We start from the raw sequence: 16542 nt of genomic DNA on the forward strand, positions 1-16542 counted from the left end.
ACCATGCCGTGGCAACGCCGTTCTGCGCAATGGCGTTGCCACGGTTGGTGCGAGGCGTCAGCCGAGGCGCTGGGCGAGTGAGACCACGAGCCCTTCCGGCCCCCGGACGTACGCCATCCGCCAGGAGCCCTCGTACTCGCCGACGCCCCCGACCAGTCCGTAGCCCTGTGTCGCAGCCCAGTCCACAGCTGCCTGCAGGTCATCGACCTCGAAGGACACGTTGCGCAACCCCAGCTCGTTGGCCATGGCGGCCGGGGAGCCGGGCACGGAGTCGGGTCGCACGAACCTCGCGAGCTCCAGGCGGGTGCCATCGCCGGGTGGCTTCAACATGACGATCTCGGTGCGGGAGCCGGGAATGCCGCAGACCGTGTCGAGGAACTCGCCCTCGACGAAGGTCCTGCCCTCGACCTCCAGGCCCAGCGCCACGAAGAAGTCGGTCACGAGGTCGAGATCCGCGACCGTGATGCCGATGTGGTCGAAGCGTCGTACGTGCGACATGGGCCCGTCCTCCCGTCGTGCCGATTGCGCATCCGCAACCCGAAAGCGCCTTCGCAACGGTAGGGCACCTCGCGTCGGGCTCCGACACCTGACACAGTGACTCGATGCTGAACGAGGTGGCCGACGGTGTCTGGGTGCGGCAGAGCGAGTGGGTCTGGAGCAACGCCATCGTGGTTCGCGGAGAGGCCGGGTTGACCGTCGTCGATCCCGGCATCGACGGCTCCGACCTCGACCAGCTCGCCGATGACGTGGACGGGCTCGGCATCCCGGTGGTCGCGGGGTTCTGCACCCATCCCCACTGGGACCACCTGCTCTGGCACTCGCGGTTCGGAGACGTCCCGCGCTACGCCACCGCTGCCGGCGCCCAGGTTGCCACCGAGGCCCGGGAGCGGGCGCAGGCGATGGCGGCGGAGAGCGCGACGGGCATCCCGCTCGAGCTGGTGGCGCTGCTCACCCCGCTGCCCTCGGACGGGGCACTCGTGCCGGGCGAGATCATCGAGCACCAGGCGCACGCCCCCGGCCACGGGGCGATCCTCCTGGCGGACCGTGGCGTCCTGATCGCGGGTGACATGCTCTCGGACGTCCTGATCCCGCTCCTCGACGCCCGCCGTCCTGGTCAGCTGGACGCCTATGAGTCGGCACTCGACCGGCTGGGTGAGGCTGCCCGGCAGGTCGAGGTCGTGGTCCCGGGCCACGGCGCGGTGGCGCGGGGGGTCGAGGTCGCGGTCCGCTTCGAGGCCGATCGTGCCTACCTCGACGCACTCCGGCGAGGAGAGGAACCGGCCGACGCGCGTCTGCAGCAGCACGACTGGCTCTCCGTCCCGCACCAGTCCAACGTGCAACAGGTCCGAGACCCAGCCGGCTGAACCCGGCGTGCTCGGGACGGTCGACGTGGTGGGACCAAGGCATAGGATCAAGCCACGTGTCGCTCGGCGGAGGAGCAGATCTGATGGCCGTCCAACTGCCTGATGAGGAGCGAGAGTGGGCTGCTGAGAAGCGCGACTTCGTTGCGGACCGGCGTGACGAGCTGGCGGCGCGGCGCGACCGAACTGGCGATGCGAGGGACCGGACAGCCGCCACGCGGGAGGCGGCGCTGGACGAGCGGGAGTTGCGCGTGGACGTCCGCGCGGCCGAGCTCGGTGCCCCGCCTGACGGTGCCGAGGCGGGAGCGCAGCACGTCGATGCCCGCGCTGCTCGGGAGCAGGCGCGGCAGGACCGTGACGAGCTGGCGGGCGAGCGCGATGCTGCCGCTGGTGCTCGCGACGAGGCGACACAGCTGCGAACGGAGGCCACTCCGACCACGCGGCTGGCGTCGGCGTTCGCCGCCATTGCGGAGCATCTCTACGCAGCCGACTCCTTCGATGATGTCCTTCTGCGGATCGCCCAGACCGCGGTGAGCACGGTTGCGGGCTGCGAGATGGCGAGCGTCACGCTCAGTGGGCGAGGGTCGTATCAGACGGCCGCGACCACGGACCTGGCCGCGTCGGTGGTCGACCAGGCGCAGTACGACGCGCACGAGGGGCCCATCCTGGACGCGGTCGACACCCCGGTCGTCTATGCGCAGTCGTTCCCGGACACCCGCTGGCCCACGCTCGCGTCCCGTCCGGCCGACCTGGGTGCGCACTCAGCCGCTTCCTACCGCCTGGCGGCGGCGGGTCCTGCGACCGCGGGCACCGGAGGATCGCTGAACACCTACGGCACGGAGGCCGATGCGTTCAGCGACGAGGCTCAGCAGATCGGACTCATCCTGGCCGCACACGCGTCGGTGGCTGCCGGGGCGGTCCGTGAACGCGACGCCCTGCAGGATCTGGCAAAGAACCTCAACGAGGCCCTGTTGTCCCGAGATGTCATCGGCCAGGCCAAGGGGATCCTGATGGAGCGGCTCAACCTCAGCCCGGAGGAGGCCTTCGACGTCCTGCGTCGCTCATCCAACCGGCTCAACGAAAAGCTGCACACCCTGGCGCTGCGCCTCGTCGAACCCGAGTCGTAGGCACGGCCCCGTGCGGCGTCGGGGGCGTACTGTTCCCGCCATGGCGACCTCCGAACGGTCCACGGAGCTCCTCGGCGGAGTGCTGGACGCCGCGGAGAACGCCTCTCCGTTGCAGGCGGTGGAGGCGGTCACCGAAGCCCTCGCGCAAGCCCTCGGCTCGTCTGCGGCGTTCTTCCTCATTGCCGATATCTCCGGGCGCGGACTGGTCCGCCTCTCGCACGGGGCCTCCTCCGAGGAGCTGGCGCAGCTGGGCCTCGGCGGCCAAGAAGGGTTCCTTCGGGCGGAGGACAACGAACAGGCCGTCGTGGTGCCGTTCGACGGTGGGCCGGTCGAGACGGCGTTGCGCACCCAGAGTGTGCAGGTCATCCCACCCGCCGCGGACTCGGGCGGGGGCCGGAGCCCGGCCCGATGGGTCGTCCTGGCGCCGGTGACCGAGCGGGGCGAGGTCCTCGGGCTCCTCCAGCTGTCGCTGCCCACCGCTCCAGACGCTGCCACCCTGGGCCAGATCTCCCGCATCGGCCACGTGCTGTCGTTCGTGGTGATTGCGAACCGGCGACACACCGACCTCTTCGAGTGGGGCCAGCGCAGCACGGCGTTCACCCTGCCCGCCGAGATCCAGCGGCGGCTGCTGCCCGCGGCCTTCACGTGCGAGGCGGGAGCGTTCACTCTCTCGGCGTGGCTGGAGCCGGCCGCGTCCGTCGGCGGCGACACGTTCGACTACTGCCTGGGCCGCGACGCGCTGCACCTTTCGCTGACGGACGCGATGGGGCACGGAGTGGCAAGCGCACTCACCGCCACCTTGTGCGTGGGGAGCCTGCGCAACAGCCGCCGTCAGGGCTCCTCACTGCTCGCCCAGGCGCGGGACGCGAACCTGGCCCTGTTCGAGCACGCCACCGCCACGGGCTCGGAGAGCTTCTCCACCGGCATGCTCGGCCGCCTCGACCTTCGCACCGGAATCCTCGCCCTGGTCAACGCCGGACACGTCGCTCCGTACCTCTGCCGCGCAGGCACCACGCGGGCTGTCCCCCTCCCGGTGAACGTGCCCCTGGGGTTGTTCGCCAGCACCGCCTATCGCAGCACCCACTTGGACCTGGAGCCGGGAGACCGGCTCGTCATGGTCACCGACGGCATGCTCGAGCGCGATGCCGCCACCATGGACCTGATCGCCGAGATCACCCGGACCCGGGACCTGCACCCGCGCGAGGCCACCCGCCAGCTCACCGACCTGGTCCTGCAGGTCTCCGGTCAGGCCCTTGCCGACGACGCCACCCTCCTCGTCCTGGACTGGCACGGCTGCCACGGGCGCGACCGGGAAACCACCGCAGGCTCTCAGAAGCTGCGCCCTGCACCAGTCAGTGAGCCGCTGTGACCTCGAGGAGGAGCTCCACCCCATGAGCGAGACGACCGACCACGCCGGACAGAGCCCCCACGCCACGACCAGGGTCGACCTGGGCCACGGCCTCGAGGTCAGCCGACTCGGCTTCGGCGGCATGGCGATCACGCACGTCTACGGTGAGACCGACCCCGCCGAAGGGCTGCGCACGCTCCACCACGCCGTCGACGCAGGTGTCACCTTCATCGACACCGCAGACGTCTACGGCCGTCCACGTGAGGGCGAGTCCGGACCGGCAGGCACCAACGAGGAGCTCGTGGGCGAGCTGCTGCGCACCCGTCGCGACGAGGTGCAGCTCGCGACCAAGTTCGGCATCACCGGCATCCCGAACGACGGGCCTGGCGCGACCGCGGTCCGCGGCGACGCGGCATACGTGCGCAGTGCTGCGGAGGCGAGCCTGCGACGTCTCGGGACGGACGTCATCGACCTCTACTACCTGCACCGTCGCGACGTGACCGTCCCCATCGAGGAGACCGTCGGCGCGATGGCCGAGCTCGTCGCAGCGGGCACGGTGCGCCACCTCGGGCTGTCCGAGGTCACCGCTGACGAGCTGCGTGCGGCCGCCGCGGTCCACCCCATCACCGCGGTGCAGAGCGAGTGGAGCATCTGGTCGCGGGACGTCGAGGACCACGTCGTCCCGGCTGCGCGCGAGGTGGGGGCCGGCTTCGTGCCGTACTCGCCGCTCGGGCGCGGGTTCCTCACCGGGGCGATGACGAAGGAGGCCGTAGCCGCCTCGATGCTCAGGGGTCACCCGCGGTTCGACGCCGGCTTCGAGGCCAACCAGCGGGTCGTCGGGGTCGTCACGGCCGTCGCCTCCGAGCTGGGCGCAACTCCCGCCCAGGTCGCGCTGGCGTGGCTGTTCGCCCAGGGCGAGCGCCTCGGTATGCCGGTCGTGCCGATCCCCGGCACCCGTCGCCCCGAGCGCGTGGACGAGAACCTCGGAGCCATCACGATCCACCTCGACGCCGACCAGCTGGGGCGGCTGGAGGCCGCTGCCGACCTCGCCGAGGGTGGACGCAACCTCAGCACGGACCCGGCCTGGATCTCGTCCGGGCGCGAGTAGCCGCGTCACCAGTGCAGAGGCTGTAGCCCGGGTTAGGTTGGCGGCCAGAGCCATCCAGCCTGAGGAGCCACCGTGTTCGAACAGCTCGTCGCCGCAGCGCCGCAGGGAGTCATCGACGACCTCCTCCACCTGGACATGCCTCCGGCGGAGAAGGTCATCCGAACCGTCGCGATCTACCTCGGGATCCTGCTGATCATCCGCGTCGCGGGCAAACGCCTGATGGCACAGATGAACTCGCAGGATCTCGTCGTCGTCCTGTTGCTGTCCAACGTCGTCCAGAACGCCATCATCGGTCAGGACAACTCGCTCGTCGGCGGCCTCCTGGGCGCCGCCGTCCTCGTCCTCGTCAACGCGGGACTGGACCGCTGGTCACTGCACAGCGCCCGAGTCGCCTGGCTGCTCGACGGCCGGCCCACGGTTGTGGTCAGGGACGGCGTGGTCGACGACCGGGCCCTCGCCCACGTGGGCATGAGTCCCGAGGAGCTCACGAACGCGATCCAGACCCACGGGGCCGACTCGCTGAGCGAGGTGCAGCACGCCGCGCTCGAACCGGGAGGTTCCATCACCGTCGAGCTGCGGCCCGACGCGCGCAGCGCCACCATCGGCGACCTGCGACGCGCGGTCGACGCGCTCACCGCCCGCCTCGACGCGCAGGGAGGCGCAACCCCTCCCGCCTGATCACCGACCTTCGGGTATGCCGTGCAGTCGCCGGTGCAGCTCCCGCACCTCCTGCTCGAGCTCGGGAGCCGGACCGTCCACCTGGAGCCCCGGCGCAACGGCCTGGATCGCCAGCGGCAGCACGGGGCCTGGCGGCACACCCCACTCGCGGAGCCAGCCGACGAGCTGCCGGGTGGACACGGCATACACGATGCGACCGAGGCCGACCCATGCGTGCGCGGCCGAGCACATCGCGCAGTGCTCGCCGGAGGTGTAGACGGTGCAGGCCGCGCGCTCGTCGGCGGCGAGGTGCTGGGCCGCCCACTTGGCCGCCTCGAACTCCGGGTGACGGGTCTGGTCGCCGTCCCGGACCCGGTTGCGGTCGGCGAACCGCACCGCCCCGGCTCCGTCGACGAGCACCGAGCCGAAGGGCTCGTCGCCCGCCTCGAGCCCTTCACGGGCGAGGTCCACGCACTGGCGCAGGTGGGTGAGGTCGACGTCGGAGAGGGACACACCTCGATGCTCGCAGACCACGCCGCACCCAACCACCGCCGGTGCGGACCTCAGCCTGTTGCGACCTCAGCGGTGGCCGGCCTCCAGCTCGAGGAGGTAGCGCTTGGCGGCCAGCCCACCGGCATACCCGGTCAGGGCCCCGCTGGAGGCGACGATGCGGTGGCACGGGAGCACCACGCACAACGGGTTCGCCCCGAGGGCGGCGCCGACGGCTCGCGCGGCCGTGGGCCGGTCCACGCGGGCAGCCAGCTCGCCGTAGGTCGCCCGGTCTCCGTAGCCGACTGTCGCCGCGAGGCGGGGCAGCACGGTCCGCTGGAAGTCGGACGCGAGCGCCAGGTCGGTGCGGAGCGTGAACTCCCGCGTCCGTCCGGCGAGGAAGTCCTCGAGCTCGCTGCGGGCGTCGTCCAGCTCGCGTGGTTGACGCAACACCCGCGGTGACACGCGTTCACTGAGACGCGTCAGGACATGGTCCTCGTCCTCGGCGGTCGGGACGAACGCCGAGGCGACGAGCGCGCCAGTGTCGTTGCGGGCCAACAGCATTCGGCCGATCGGAGTCTCCTCCACGACGTAGGAGACATCGCTCGGAGCGAGCACCGGAGGGTGCAGGTGGGCAGGACTCGGCTGGAAGCCGGCGAGGCGGGCAGCGGGGTCGGTCATGACACGTCCTTACGCAGGGTCGCGAGCGCGTCGCTCACGAGGCGCCGGCTCATGGCGGGCGAGGTGCCCAGCACGATGGCGATGGTGGGGTGGTCGAGGTCGGCGACGTACTTGAGGACGACGGCTTCGCGCTGCCGGGCTGGCAGCGCCGCCACCGAGGCCCAGAGGGGTCCGTCGGGCAGCTCGGCGTCAGCGGCCGGAGCGGCCTCCCTGGCTGTCGACAACGACGCGGGGTCGTCGTCGGGCACCGCACGGCGGGCCCGTTGTCGGTGCACGTCCATGGCGCACCGGTGCGTGATCGTGAGCAGCCAGCCCCGCAGGTTCCGTGCCGAGCCCAGCGTCGGGTAGGCCGCGAGCGCCTGCGTCCACGCCTGCTGGGCGACGTCGTCCCCGTCCACCGGGCCGGCGAGGGCGTGGGCGAGGCGCGCGACGTCACGCCAGTGCGCGTCGACGAGGGTCTGGAAGGCGGGCAGCTTCACACCCATGGAACGCCGCACCTCCCCATCGTGTGAGTCGTGTGAGTCCCGTGACTGGCGGGCCCGCGTGGGCCCGAGCCAGAGAGCCAACCGCCACCGCATGCCGCGTGTGCCGGGGCAGCCATCGTGCCGCATCTCGGCCCGAAGTCCCGAGCAGCGGGTGGGAATCGGCCTCGTGTGGAAACATGGTCTGGTGCTCGACGACGTCGTCCCTGCGCCCTTCCGGGGCGCTGCGCGACACACCCCACTCGTGATCGCCCACCGAGGTTCCAGCCTCGCCGAGCCGGAGCACACGCTGCGGGCCTACATGCGGGCCATCGAGGAGGGTGCGGACGCCCTGGAGTGCGACGTGCGGCTGACCGCCGACTCGCATCTCGTCTGCGTGCACGACCGCCGGGTCAACCGCACCTCCAATGGGCGCGGCATCGTGTCCACCCTCGAGCTGGCGGAGCTCGAGGGCCTGGACTGGGGTTCGTGGAAGAAGGACCACGCTGGTGACCTCGAGCTCCCCGATCGCGACCGCAACCGCCTGCTCACGCTGCGCGCCCTGCTCACCACGGTCCTGGAGTCCGAACGCCCTATCGGCCTGGCCATCGAGACCAAGCACCCCACCCGCTATGCCGGGCTGGTCGAGCGTCAGCTCGCCCGGGTACTGGCCGAGTTCGACCTCGACGGTCCCCGCCGTCCCGACCAGCACTGGGTGCGGGTCATGTCGTTCTCCCAGCTGGCCGTGCAGCGGATGCGCCAGCTGTGTCCGGGCGTGCCGGCGGTCTACCTCATCGAGGAGTCGGTGCCGCTGCGGTTCCGCGACGGGTCGCTGCCCAAGGGCATCCACACGGTCGGGATGGACATCAAGATCCTTCGGCGCTACCCCCAGACGGTGGCTCGGCAGCACCGCCACGGTCACGAGGTCTATGCCTGGACCGTCGACGAACCGGCCGACATCGAGCTCTGCCTGGAGCTCGGCGTCGACGCGATCATCAGCAACCGTCCGCGCGCGGTCCTCGACGCTGTGGAGGTCAGTAGATAGTCTCCGTGCGAACTCGCAACGATCGGACATGGGCACTGGGCATGGCAGCAGCACCACTGGGGGAACGCCCCCACCGCTCGCAACCGTCGTCGGCGGGGCGCGGCCGAGACGCGTCCCGGACTGTCCGGGTCCCGTGGCGTGCGACCTCGGTGGCCCAGATCCGCAAGGCGCTGGTCGACGACCTCGAGGGTCGTGACGTGCCCGCGGCCGTCATCGACGAGGCCGAGATCGTGGTGTCGGAACTCGTCTCCAACGCGGTCCGGCACGCCCGCGCCCTCGCCGACGGCAACCTGCGGGTGCACTGGAAGGTCAAGGGCGGCGTCGTCGAGGTCGAGGTGACCGACGGTGGCAGCGAGAGCACACCCCGTCCGGCTCCCCGCACGATCTGGGCGCCTTCGGGTCGAGGCCTGCGCATCGTCCGCAGCCTCGCCCACGAGTGGGGCGTCACCGAGGACCGCAACGGGTCGACGGTGTGGGCCTCCCTGGGCGGCCCCTCCCGGCGCCGCAGCCACTGAGCGCGACCTCCACCTCCGCCTTCCCCACCCCTCGCCCCCGCACCCCTCCCACTAGGGTTTGCGCCATGGGCAAGGCATCACGGCGCCGCAAGGGCGCAGACCACGGCACCGCCACGACGCGGGTCGACCCCGCACCGTTCGTCGCGCGGCCCTTCGAGGGTCTGCCCGGCGAGACCGACTGGGTCGCGATGCGCGAGATCCTCCCGGCCGCCACGGCCACCGTCACCTTCGCGAAGGGCCAGGCCCCCGAGGGGGCGCCCACCGAGGTGACCATCGCCACGGTGCTGCCCCTCGCGTGGCCGGGCCTGCACCGCGCCGACGGTGCGGTCTTCGTCGGCACCCAGTCGGGGTCCATCTCCGGGGACGCGTCGCGCGACCTCGCGACCTCGCTGTTGGCGGCCGCCTCGGCAGAGCAGGGGGTGCCCATCACCAGCACCCCAGCCTCGACGGCGCAGACTCCGCGGCTGCAGGACCTCCTCGACACCTCCGCGCCGTTCGAGGTGACGGTGCACGAGGGCTTCGACTTCTGGGTCGGTGACACCGAGCTCGACGACGAGGCGAAGGCCTCGCTCGATCGCGCCAACGAGTCGGTCATCCCGACCGTCAAGATGGCCGCGGCGCCGTCGGCGTACTGGTGCCGCATCGGTGAGCGCACCCACATCCGGCTCGTGCTGCCCGAGGACGAGGATGTCGCCACCGACGCCCTGGCCCGCCTGCACGCGAGCGGCGACAGCGGGCTCGGCGAGCCGACCCGCCTGCTCGGCGCGTTCCGCGCGGGCGGCCTGCTCGTGCCCGTCTGGGACCTCGAGCCCGACAAGACCTCCGAGGACTACGAGGCCCCGCTCGCGGAGTTCATGACCAGGTATGCCGCGGCCTCGGCCGCCGACTCGCCCCTCACCGCGGAGGAGCGTCGGGCCCGGTCCGGACTGCTCAGCCGCCAGGTGACCCTGCGCTGACGGGCTGGGGTTGACATGACCGAGCCCACGGGACTCCGCTGACATGGCCGAGCTGACATGACCCCACCCACCACCCAGCCCACGACCCCGACCGTGGCCGCCGTGATCCCGGCCAAGGACGAGGCGGACCGGATCGCTGCGACGGTTCGTGCCGTCCGCGGCATACCGGGGGTGGACCTTGTCGTGGTCGTCGACGATGGCAGCTCCGACGACACGGCCGAGATCGCTCGCGAAGCCGGCGCCGAGGTCGTGCGGCACGCGCGCAACAGGGGCAAGGCCGCGGCGATGACGACGGGGGCGGGCTACGTCGCCCGCCACGAAGGGGTCGAGGGCCGCGTCGGGGACTCCGGCGGCCGGCGACCCCTGCTCTTCGTCGACGGCGACCTCGAGGACACTGCTGCCAACGTCGCCGTGCTCGTGCCGCCGGTCCTCGAGGGGCGCGCCGACATGACCATCGCGACCCTGCCGCCGCAGAAGACGGCCGGCGGCGGGCACGGGTTCGTGGTCAGGCTGGCCCGCAAGGGGATCGAGGACCTCACCGGCTTCGTGGCCCACCAGCCGCTGTCGGGGATGCGGTGCATCTCGCGGCAGGCCTTCGACGCGGCCAGTCCGCTGGCCCGAGGCTGGGGTGTGGAGGTCGGGCTGACCGTCGACGTGCTGATGGCGGGCCTGCGCGTCGAGGAGGTGCCCTGCGAGCTGCACCACCGCGTCAGCGGCTCCGACTGGCGCGGCCAGGTGCACCGGGCCAAGCAGTACCGCGACGTCGCCCTCGCCCTGGCGCGCCGCCGGGCCCGGCGCGGGCTGCGCTGACCGGCGCGACGATGACGACGGCGGGTGGGGCCTCGACGTCCCTGCGGGGCAGGCTCGCGACGCCCGCCCTGACCCTGTCGTTCGCGCTCCTCGTGCTGGTGGGACTGGCCGGCCCCAGCGCGGCCAAACCCCCGCTGGGTCCGCGCGGCTGGGCGCCGGGAGACCTGGCCTGGTCACCCGGCCCGGCGCTCGTGACCGGGCTGCTGTGGACGGCATACCTCGTCGGCGCCCTGGGCGTCGTGGCGCGACTTCGCGCAGAGCCCTCCGTGGTGTCCGGGGCGTCGATGCTCGGTGCCGTCGCCACCAAGGCCCGACGCCGACTCGTCCCGGGTGGCTGGGCTCTTCCCGTGGGCCTCGCGGTGCTGGCGCTGGTCACCGGGCCGTTCGGCTCCGCTGACCACACGAACTACGCGGCCTACGGCCGGATCGCCGCCCTCGGCGGGGACCCCTATCTCACCCCGCCGAGCGCTTGGTCCGCCCTGGACCCGGTGACCTCGGCGGTCGAACCCCCGTGGACCCACACCGTCAGCGTCTACGGACCCTTCGCCACGCTCCTCCAGGCGCTGACCTCGCACGTGGCGGGGGCCAATGTCCGCGAGACCGTGTGGTGCTGGCAGGTCCTCGTCGCGCTGGCCTGGCTGGCGGTGCGGTTCCTCCTCCTGCGGGCGGGTGCGACGCCGCGACGCGTGGACACGCTGTGGACGTTCAACCCCGTGGTCTTCGGGGTCGGGGTGCTCGGTGCCCATGTCGACCTCGTCGCTGCCGCGCTGGCAGTTGCTGCCCTGGTGCTGGCGGCGCGACATCCCTGGGCGGCCGGTGCCTTCGCGGGGCTGGCAGTGTCCTGCAAGGTCACCTACGGCGTGGTGGCGCTCGCGGTGCTGCTCGGCTGGTGGGCCCACGAGCGGTCCGGGTTCCTCAGCCGGGCGGGCCGGTTCGCGCTCGCCGCCCTCGTCCTCGTGGTGCCCCTGCACCTGTGGGCGGGACCGCACGTGTTCGACCAGCTGGACCGCGCTCGCCGGTCGATCTCGCTCGCGACGCCGTGGCGGCTGCTCTACGAAGCCCTGAGCGGCCCGCTCACCTCGGGCCACGCCCGCACCGTGGTGACCTGGCTGGCCACGCTGTCGGTCCTGGTCTTCGTCGTGGTCCTCGCCAGGCTCACCAGACACCTCGCGCCGGCCACCTCGACCGGGACCGCGGTGCGGTGGGTGCTCGTGCTCAGCACGGCCTACACCGTCGGTGCGCCCTACTCGTTGCCGTGGTACGACCTGCTGACCTGGGCGACGCTGCCGGTCCTCGCGGCCAGTGTGCTCGACCTGATCCTGTTGGTGCGACTGGTCGCCATGGCCGTCGCCTACGTGCCGGGTCGTGTGGTCGGCATGACACCGGCGGTCCAACGCGTCACCCTGTGGGTGCGCCGCACCCCGGTGCCGTATGCCGCGATGCTGGTGTGGGGGTGGCTCACCTTCGCCGCGAGGCGCGTGTCGTCGCAGAACCCCGAGCCTCGTCCTCCAGCACCCTGACGCTGACGGCGATGATGAGCGGGACCGCGATGATCGCGCCGTTGGCCGGGATCGCCACGCCCGAGTCGTTGATGGCGAAGCCGATGGTCATGGTGATCAGCAGGGCGATCAGGCCGGGCCGCAGGGTCGGGATCGCCTCGTAGGAGCGTTGCAGCGACCGCGACCCCCAGGAGGTCGGTCGGGCCAGGATCACGATGACGAACACCAGAGCGATGGGGACGAGCAGCGCGAGGGGGTAGTTGCCGAAGAGGATGTCGATGTTCTGCTGGAGCTTGCGCACGATGATGTCGCCCGCCTTACCGGTGAAGATCGACCGGAAGAACCGCCCGAGGTGCGACTGGTTCTCGGTGCCTCGCAGGGAGTCGAGGAAGCCCACGAGGAGGAACAGGGCGATGGTCCCTCCGGCGAGGAGGGCGCCGCGGCGCCAGGTCATCCGGATGCCGAGGATGGCGAGCACGAGGTAGACCAGGCCCGGCAGCAACGCCGGGGGACCACCGCCGTCGGCACCCCATCCGGGGTAGCCGTCCACGACCACGGCCGCCAGCCCGATGGCCAACGCCGCCGCAGCCGCCACGCGCGGCCTCCCACGGCGGACGAAGTGGCTGGACACCGCGATGCAGAGCAACAGGGCAGCCGTGGCGAACAGCGCGAACGTCACGTTGCCCATGCCGTAGAAGCGGCCGCCGACAACGGGTTGCAGCCCCATCAGCGAGGAGATCTGGAGGTGCGACCCGAACATCACGTCGCCACCGAGGACGAGCAGGGTGGCCAGGGCGACCACGACCAGGGGTCCGGTGATGCGACGGGCCCACGGTCCCAACAGCGCGATCGCCGAGATGAGGGCCACGAACAGCCCGACGCTGAGGACAGCCGCCACCATCGGGATGGGGAAGCGCCACCACGGCAGGAGGTTGGCCAGGAACGTCGCCGCCGGGATGGTGGCGGCGACCACCGCCACTCGTCGGGTGATGCGCAGCAGTCGCAGTCGTAGGTCGATCGACCCGAAGTCCCGGCGCCAGACGACAGCCGCCAGCAGGTAGATCGCGATCTGGGCGATCACGACGGCGTTGAAGAACGGTGGCACCAGCGGGTGGACCTCGTGGCTGGCCTGGTCGAAGTCCAGGAGGTGCCGCAGCCGGTCGCGGGCCGCGGCCTCGGAGTTGGGCCCCTCCTGTCCCCTCCGCAGCGCGAACCCACCCAGGGCGTCGGGGACCGGCACCCCGGCCGCGCTCAGGGCGGTCACGGTCAGGTCGGCCGACTGGACCACGCCGTCCTGGCGGGTGGAGGGGGAGTAGAGCGTGCCGGAGCCATAGCTCGGACCCTTGGCCGCCACCAGGCGCAGCCGCTCGCTCATGCCCGCATCGGACAGGCTGGCGACGACCAGGTCGGACCCGCTGGGGGCGGCCGCCAGGACCTCGGCGATCCGCCGGTCGATGGCGGTGGCCTGCGCCTGCCGGGTGTCCGGCTCGCTGGTGACCTCGCGGTCGGGCAGGTCGTTCGGGTCGCGCAGGGAACCCACGTCGACGAGCGTGACCCGGCACCGCGAGAGCAGGCCGGTGAGCTCGCTGGGCTGCAACGCGGCATACCTCGGCACGGCGCCGGAGAGGTAGGCCGCGCCGACCCCGGCACCCGGCCCGACGGCCTGCACGCACTGCCTGTTGGAGGCGAGCTGCTCGCCGAGGGTGCCGAGCGTGGAGTCGAACTTGAGGGCGTCGGCAGCCTTGACGTAGGTGTTCCAGTCGGGCACGACGCCGCTGCTGACCTCGGGCACGGGCGGGCACGGGTCGGTGGTGCTGCGGGCGCCGTTCTTGCCAGCGCCCGGCGCTGCCGCGCGGTTGCCGGCCGACAGGCTCAGCCAACCGTCGACAGGGCACGTGTTGGGGAAGACCGAACGCACGGACAGTGCCGCAGTCGACCCGTCGCGCAGGAACGACCAGAGAGCGGGGGTGCCCTTCGCGTTCACGTCGCTCCACGTGAGGCCGCCCGTGCCGATCAGGATGATCGGGTTGGTCGCGGTGGCTGGGGTGGCGGCGACCGAGGTGGGCTGGTCCGCGGTGGCCGTGGCGCCTGGCAGCAGCACGGAGAGCAGGGTCACGAGGAGGAGGGAGAACAGGCCGGCGAGGGAGAGTCGGGCGCGGCGGGTCACCCGTACAGGCTACGGGTCGCGGCGCAGGACAGAATGGGGGCGTGACCACCGCGACCCCCACCGCCGCCGTGGCCCGAGGTCGAGGACACCGGTTCCGCACCCTGGGTCGCTCAGCCGGCTCCCGAGTGGCCGGCTGGTCGCCGGCAGCGCGGTGGAGCCTCGCGGTCGTGGTCGTCCTCGCCGGCGCGTCCATACCGGTGCTGCGCTACCTCGTCTTCTGGCCGCTGGACCAGTGGCAGGTCGACGTCGAGGTCTACCGCGAGGCAGGCGTCTCGATCCTCACCGGGCGACCCATCTACTCGGCCATGACCGAAGCCCCCCAGCTGCTGCCCTTCACCTATCCACCCTTTGCAGCCGTGCTCGCGGTTCCCTTGGCGTTGTTGCCTTTTGGTGCCATCGGCTGGCTGTGGACCCTGGCCCAGATCGCGGCGACCGCCGCCATCGTCTGGTATGCCGGGTGGCGCCTGATCCACCGCACCGGCACCCTCGCGCCGATCACCCTGGCGCTCCTCACGGTGCCGATGCTGTGGCTGCACCCGGTGTCGGACGGGATCCGGTTCGGCCAGGTCAACGCGTTCATGGTGCTCGCCTGCCTGATGGACCTGCGCACCCCGCGTCCGGGGCTGCTGCGCCGCGTCCCCGCAGGTGTCCTCGTCGGCCTGGCGATGTCGATCAAGCTGACGCCCGGTGTCTTCGTCGTGCACTACCTGGTCAACCGGCGGTGGAAGGAAGCCATCACCGCCGTGGTGACCGCGGTCGCCGTCACCCTGGGGTCGTGGGTGCTGCTGCCGGAGGCGTCGTTCGCCTTCTGGGGCGGCGCGCTCCAGGACCCCGCCCGACTCGGTCCCAACGCCGGCACCTCCAACCAGAGCATCCGCGGCTTCCTGTTGAGGCTGGGCCCCCACGGACTGCCCGGTGATGCCCTCTGGCTGTTGCTGGTCGCCGTGGTGGGCTTCGTCGGCTACCAGCTCGCACGACGCGCCTACCTCGCGGGCGACTCGATCAGCGAGGTCGCGGCCATCGGGCTGATGGCGGTGCTGCTGTCGCCGGTGGCCTGGATCCACCACCTGCACTGGATGGTCGTGGTCATCTTCGCCGTCCTGGGTGCAGACCCCATGCGGGACCGCCGTCGCCTTGCCGCCGCAGCGGTCGTGACGGGCTTCTTCCTGTGCCGGCTGCCGTGGTGGGGCATCACGTGGCTGAGCCACCCGGACTGGCCACGCTGGTTCGGCCGGGTCCTGCAGAACTCCGACACCTTCGGCTCCCTGCTCGCCCTCGCCCTGCTGTGGTGGGCGTTGCACAGCAAGCCGGCCACGCGGCATACCCGGGACTCGGAGGTTGGGGAGCGCGCCGAGGCGACGCCATGAGGGTCGCGGTCCTGGACGACTACGCCGGGGCGTTCGCGCGGCTCCCCGCGGCGCGGCGGCTCGAGGGCCACGACGTGGTGGCGTTCACCGACTCAGTGCGCGGGGAGGCGCTGGCCGAGCGGCTCGACGGTTTCGACGCGGTGATCCTGCTCCAGCAGCGGACCCCCGTCCCTCGTGACGTGGTCGAGCGGCTCACCACGGTGCGCCTGCTGAGCCAGACGGGGCGCAACACCAGCCATCTCGACGTCGCCGCCTGCGTCGAGCGCGGGATCACCGTCTCCGCGGGAGGCGCGGGAGGTCCACAGGCCACCGCCGAGCTGACCTGGGCACTGATCCTCGCTGCCCTCCGCCACGTGCCGGCCGAGGTGCAGCGACTGCGCGCCGGGCAGTGGCAGGCTTCGGTGGGCACGGGCTTGCACGCGAAAACCCTTGGTGTCTATGGCTTCGGTCGCATCGGCAGCCTCGTGGCCGAGGTGGGGCGGGCCTTCGGGATGCGCGTCCTCGTGTGGGGACGCGAGGGTTCGCTCGCCCGAGCGACAGAGGCCGGGTATGCCGCGGCCGCCAGTCGCGCCGCCTTCTTCGCCGAGTGCGACGTGCTGAGCGTGCACCTGCCTCTGGTCTCGGAGACGACCGGGATCGTCACGGCGGCCGATCTTGCCCTGATGAGGCCCGACGCGCTGTTCGTGAACACCTCGCGTGCCTCGATCGTCGCCCCCGGAGCGCTGGCGTCGGCCTTGGAGGCCGGGCGCCCCGGACGGGCCGCCGTCGACGTGTTCGAGGTCGAACCCGTGCTCGACGCCGCCGACCCGCTGCTGGCCCTGCCGAACCTGACTGCCACTCCTCACCTCGGGTACGTCGAGTGGGACGTCCTCGAGCGGCTCTACGACGCGGCGGTCGACCAGGTGCTGGCCTTCGAGGCGGGTGCGCCCGTCAACGTCGTGGGCTGACTCC

Annotated in this window: 17 protein-coding genes; 12 read left to right on the top strand and 5 right to left on the bottom strand. The window is 71.9% G+C overall.

What is annotated here, in order from left to right; translation table 11 throughout:
- Positions 1–57: 57 nt before the first annotated feature.
- Positions 58–498: a VOC family protein gene (locus AC1DXJ_RS06025; protein WP_477632897.1), complete on the bottom strand. Its 441-nt coding sequence runs from the start codon at positions 496–498 to the stop codon at positions 58–60.
- A 104-nt stretch (positions 499–602) separates the two neighbouring features.
- Between AC1DXJ_RS06025 and AC1DXJ_RS06030 the strand changes: the two genes are divergently transcribed.
- From AC1DXJ_RS06030 to AC1DXJ_RS06050, 5 genes are all read left to right on the top strand, one after another.
- Positions 603–1364 carry an MBL fold metallo-hydrolase gene (locus tag AC1DXJ_RS06030; protein ID WP_477614297.1) on the top strand — a complete coding sequence of 254 codons (762 nt, stop codon included), beginning with the start codon at positions 603–605 and terminating at the stop codon, positions 1362–1364.
- Positions 1365–1447: 83 nt separating this feature from the next.
- Complete coding sequence (locus AC1DXJ_RS06035; RefSeq protein WP_477614298.1) at positions 1448–2488, top strand: ANTAR domain-containing protein; 1041 nt, start codon at positions 1448–1450, stop codon at positions 2486–2488.
- Positions 2489–2528: 40 nt separating this feature from the next.
- Complete coding sequence (locus AC1DXJ_RS06040) at positions 2529–3857, top strand: PP2C family protein-serine/threonine phosphatase (RefSeq protein ID WP_477636533.1); 1329 nt, start codon at positions 2529–2531, stop codon at positions 3855–3857.
- 22 nt (positions 3858–3879) lie between these two features.
- Positions 3880–4944, top strand: a complete 1065-nt coding sequence (locus tag AC1DXJ_RS06045) for an aldo/keto reductase (protein WP_477636534.1) — start codon at positions 3880–3882, stop codon at positions 4942–4944.
- 72 nt (positions 4945–5016) lie between these two features.
- A complete protein-coding gene (locus tag AC1DXJ_RS06050) occupies positions 5017–5622 on the top strand; it encodes a DUF421 domain-containing protein (RefSeq protein ID WP_477636535.1) in 606 nt (201 codons plus the stop codon).
- Here AC1DXJ_RS06050 and AC1DXJ_RS06055 read toward each other — a convergent pair whose 3' ends face one another.
- The 3 genes from AC1DXJ_RS06055 to AC1DXJ_RS06065 all read right to left on the bottom strand — a co-directional run bounded on the left by AC1DXJ_RS06055 (position 5623) and on the right by AC1DXJ_RS06065 (position 7256).
- On the bottom strand, positions 5623–6114 hold the full coding sequence (locus AC1DXJ_RS06055) for a nucleoside deaminase (RefSeq protein ID WP_477624603.1): 492 nt from the start codon (positions 6112–6114) through the stop codon (positions 5623–5625).
- 66 nt (positions 6115–6180) lie between these two features.
- Complete coding sequence (locus AC1DXJ_RS06060) at positions 6181–6771, bottom strand: methylated-DNA--[protein]-cysteine S-methyltransferase (RefSeq protein ID WP_477624604.1); 591 nt, start codon at positions 6769–6771, stop codon at positions 6181–6183.
- Positions 6768–7256 (bottom strand): RNA polymerase sigma factor, encoded by a 489-nt coding sequence (locus AC1DXJ_RS06065; protein WP_477636536.1) that lies wholly within the window; start codon positions 7254–7256, stop codon positions 6768–6770. Before AC1DXJ_RS06065 ends, AC1DXJ_RS06060 begins: the two co-directional genes overlap by 4 nt.
- A gap of 241 nt (positions 7257–7497) precedes the next feature.
- Here AC1DXJ_RS06065 and AC1DXJ_RS06070 point away from each other — a divergent pair, with 241 nt between their 5' ends.
- From AC1DXJ_RS06070 to AC1DXJ_RS06090, 5 genes are all read left to right on the top strand, one after another.
- Positions 7498–8277 carry a glycerophosphodiester phosphodiesterase gene (locus AC1DXJ_RS06070; protein ID WP_477614304.1) on the top strand — a complete coding sequence of 260 codons (780 nt, stop codon included), beginning with the start codon at positions 7498–7500 and terminating at the stop codon, positions 8275–8277.
- A 41-nt stretch (positions 8278–8318) separates the two neighbouring features.
- Positions 8319–8792 carry an ATP-binding protein gene (locus AC1DXJ_RS06075; RefSeq protein WP_477614305.1) on the top strand — a complete coding sequence of 158 codons (474 nt, stop codon included), beginning with the start codon at positions 8319–8321 and terminating at the stop codon, positions 8790–8792.
- Between the two features lie 65 nt (positions 8793–8857).
- Positions 8858–9748: a DUF5926 family protein gene (locus tag AC1DXJ_RS06080; protein WP_477636537.1), complete on the top strand. Its 891-nt coding sequence runs from the start codon at positions 8858–8860 to the stop codon at positions 9746–9748.
- A gap of 57 nt (positions 9749–9805) precedes the next feature.
- Entirely contained in the window at positions 9806–10558 is a 753-nt protein-coding gene (locus tag AC1DXJ_RS06085) for a glycosyltransferase (protein ID WP_477614307.1), read from the top strand.
- An 11-nt stretch (positions 10559–10569) separates the two neighbouring features.
- Positions 10570–12078, top strand: coding sequence for an MptA/MptB family glycosyltransferase (locus AC1DXJ_RS06090; RefSeq protein WP_477636538.1), 1509 nt, complete (start codon positions 10570–10572; stop codon positions 12076–12078).
- Here the strand turns inward: AC1DXJ_RS06090 and AC1DXJ_RS06095 are convergent.
- Entirely contained in the window at positions 12017–14224 is a 2208-nt protein-coding gene (locus tag AC1DXJ_RS06095; protein ID WP_477636539.1) for a hypothetical protein, read from the bottom strand. The genes AC1DXJ_RS06090 and AC1DXJ_RS06095 overlap by 62 nt on opposite strands.
- A gap of 41 nt (positions 14225–14265) precedes the next feature.
- Between AC1DXJ_RS06095 and AC1DXJ_RS06100 the strand changes: the two genes are divergently transcribed.
- Both AC1DXJ_RS06100 and AC1DXJ_RS06105 read left to right on the top strand, forming a co-directional pair.
- Entirely contained in the window at positions 14266–15591 is a 1326-nt protein-coding gene (locus AC1DXJ_RS06100; RefSeq protein WP_477636540.1) for a glycosyltransferase 87 family protein, read from the top strand.
- A complete protein-coding gene (locus tag AC1DXJ_RS06105; protein WP_477636541.1) occupies positions 15588–16538 on the top strand; it encodes a D-2-hydroxyacid dehydrogenase family protein in 951 nt (316 codons plus the stop codon). The genes AC1DXJ_RS06100 and AC1DXJ_RS06105 overlap by 4 nt, the downstream gene beginning before the upstream one ends.
- The last annotated feature ends 4 nt before the right edge of the window (positions 16539–16542 follow it).

The organism is Pedococcus sp. P2_D9, assembly GCF_056404275.1.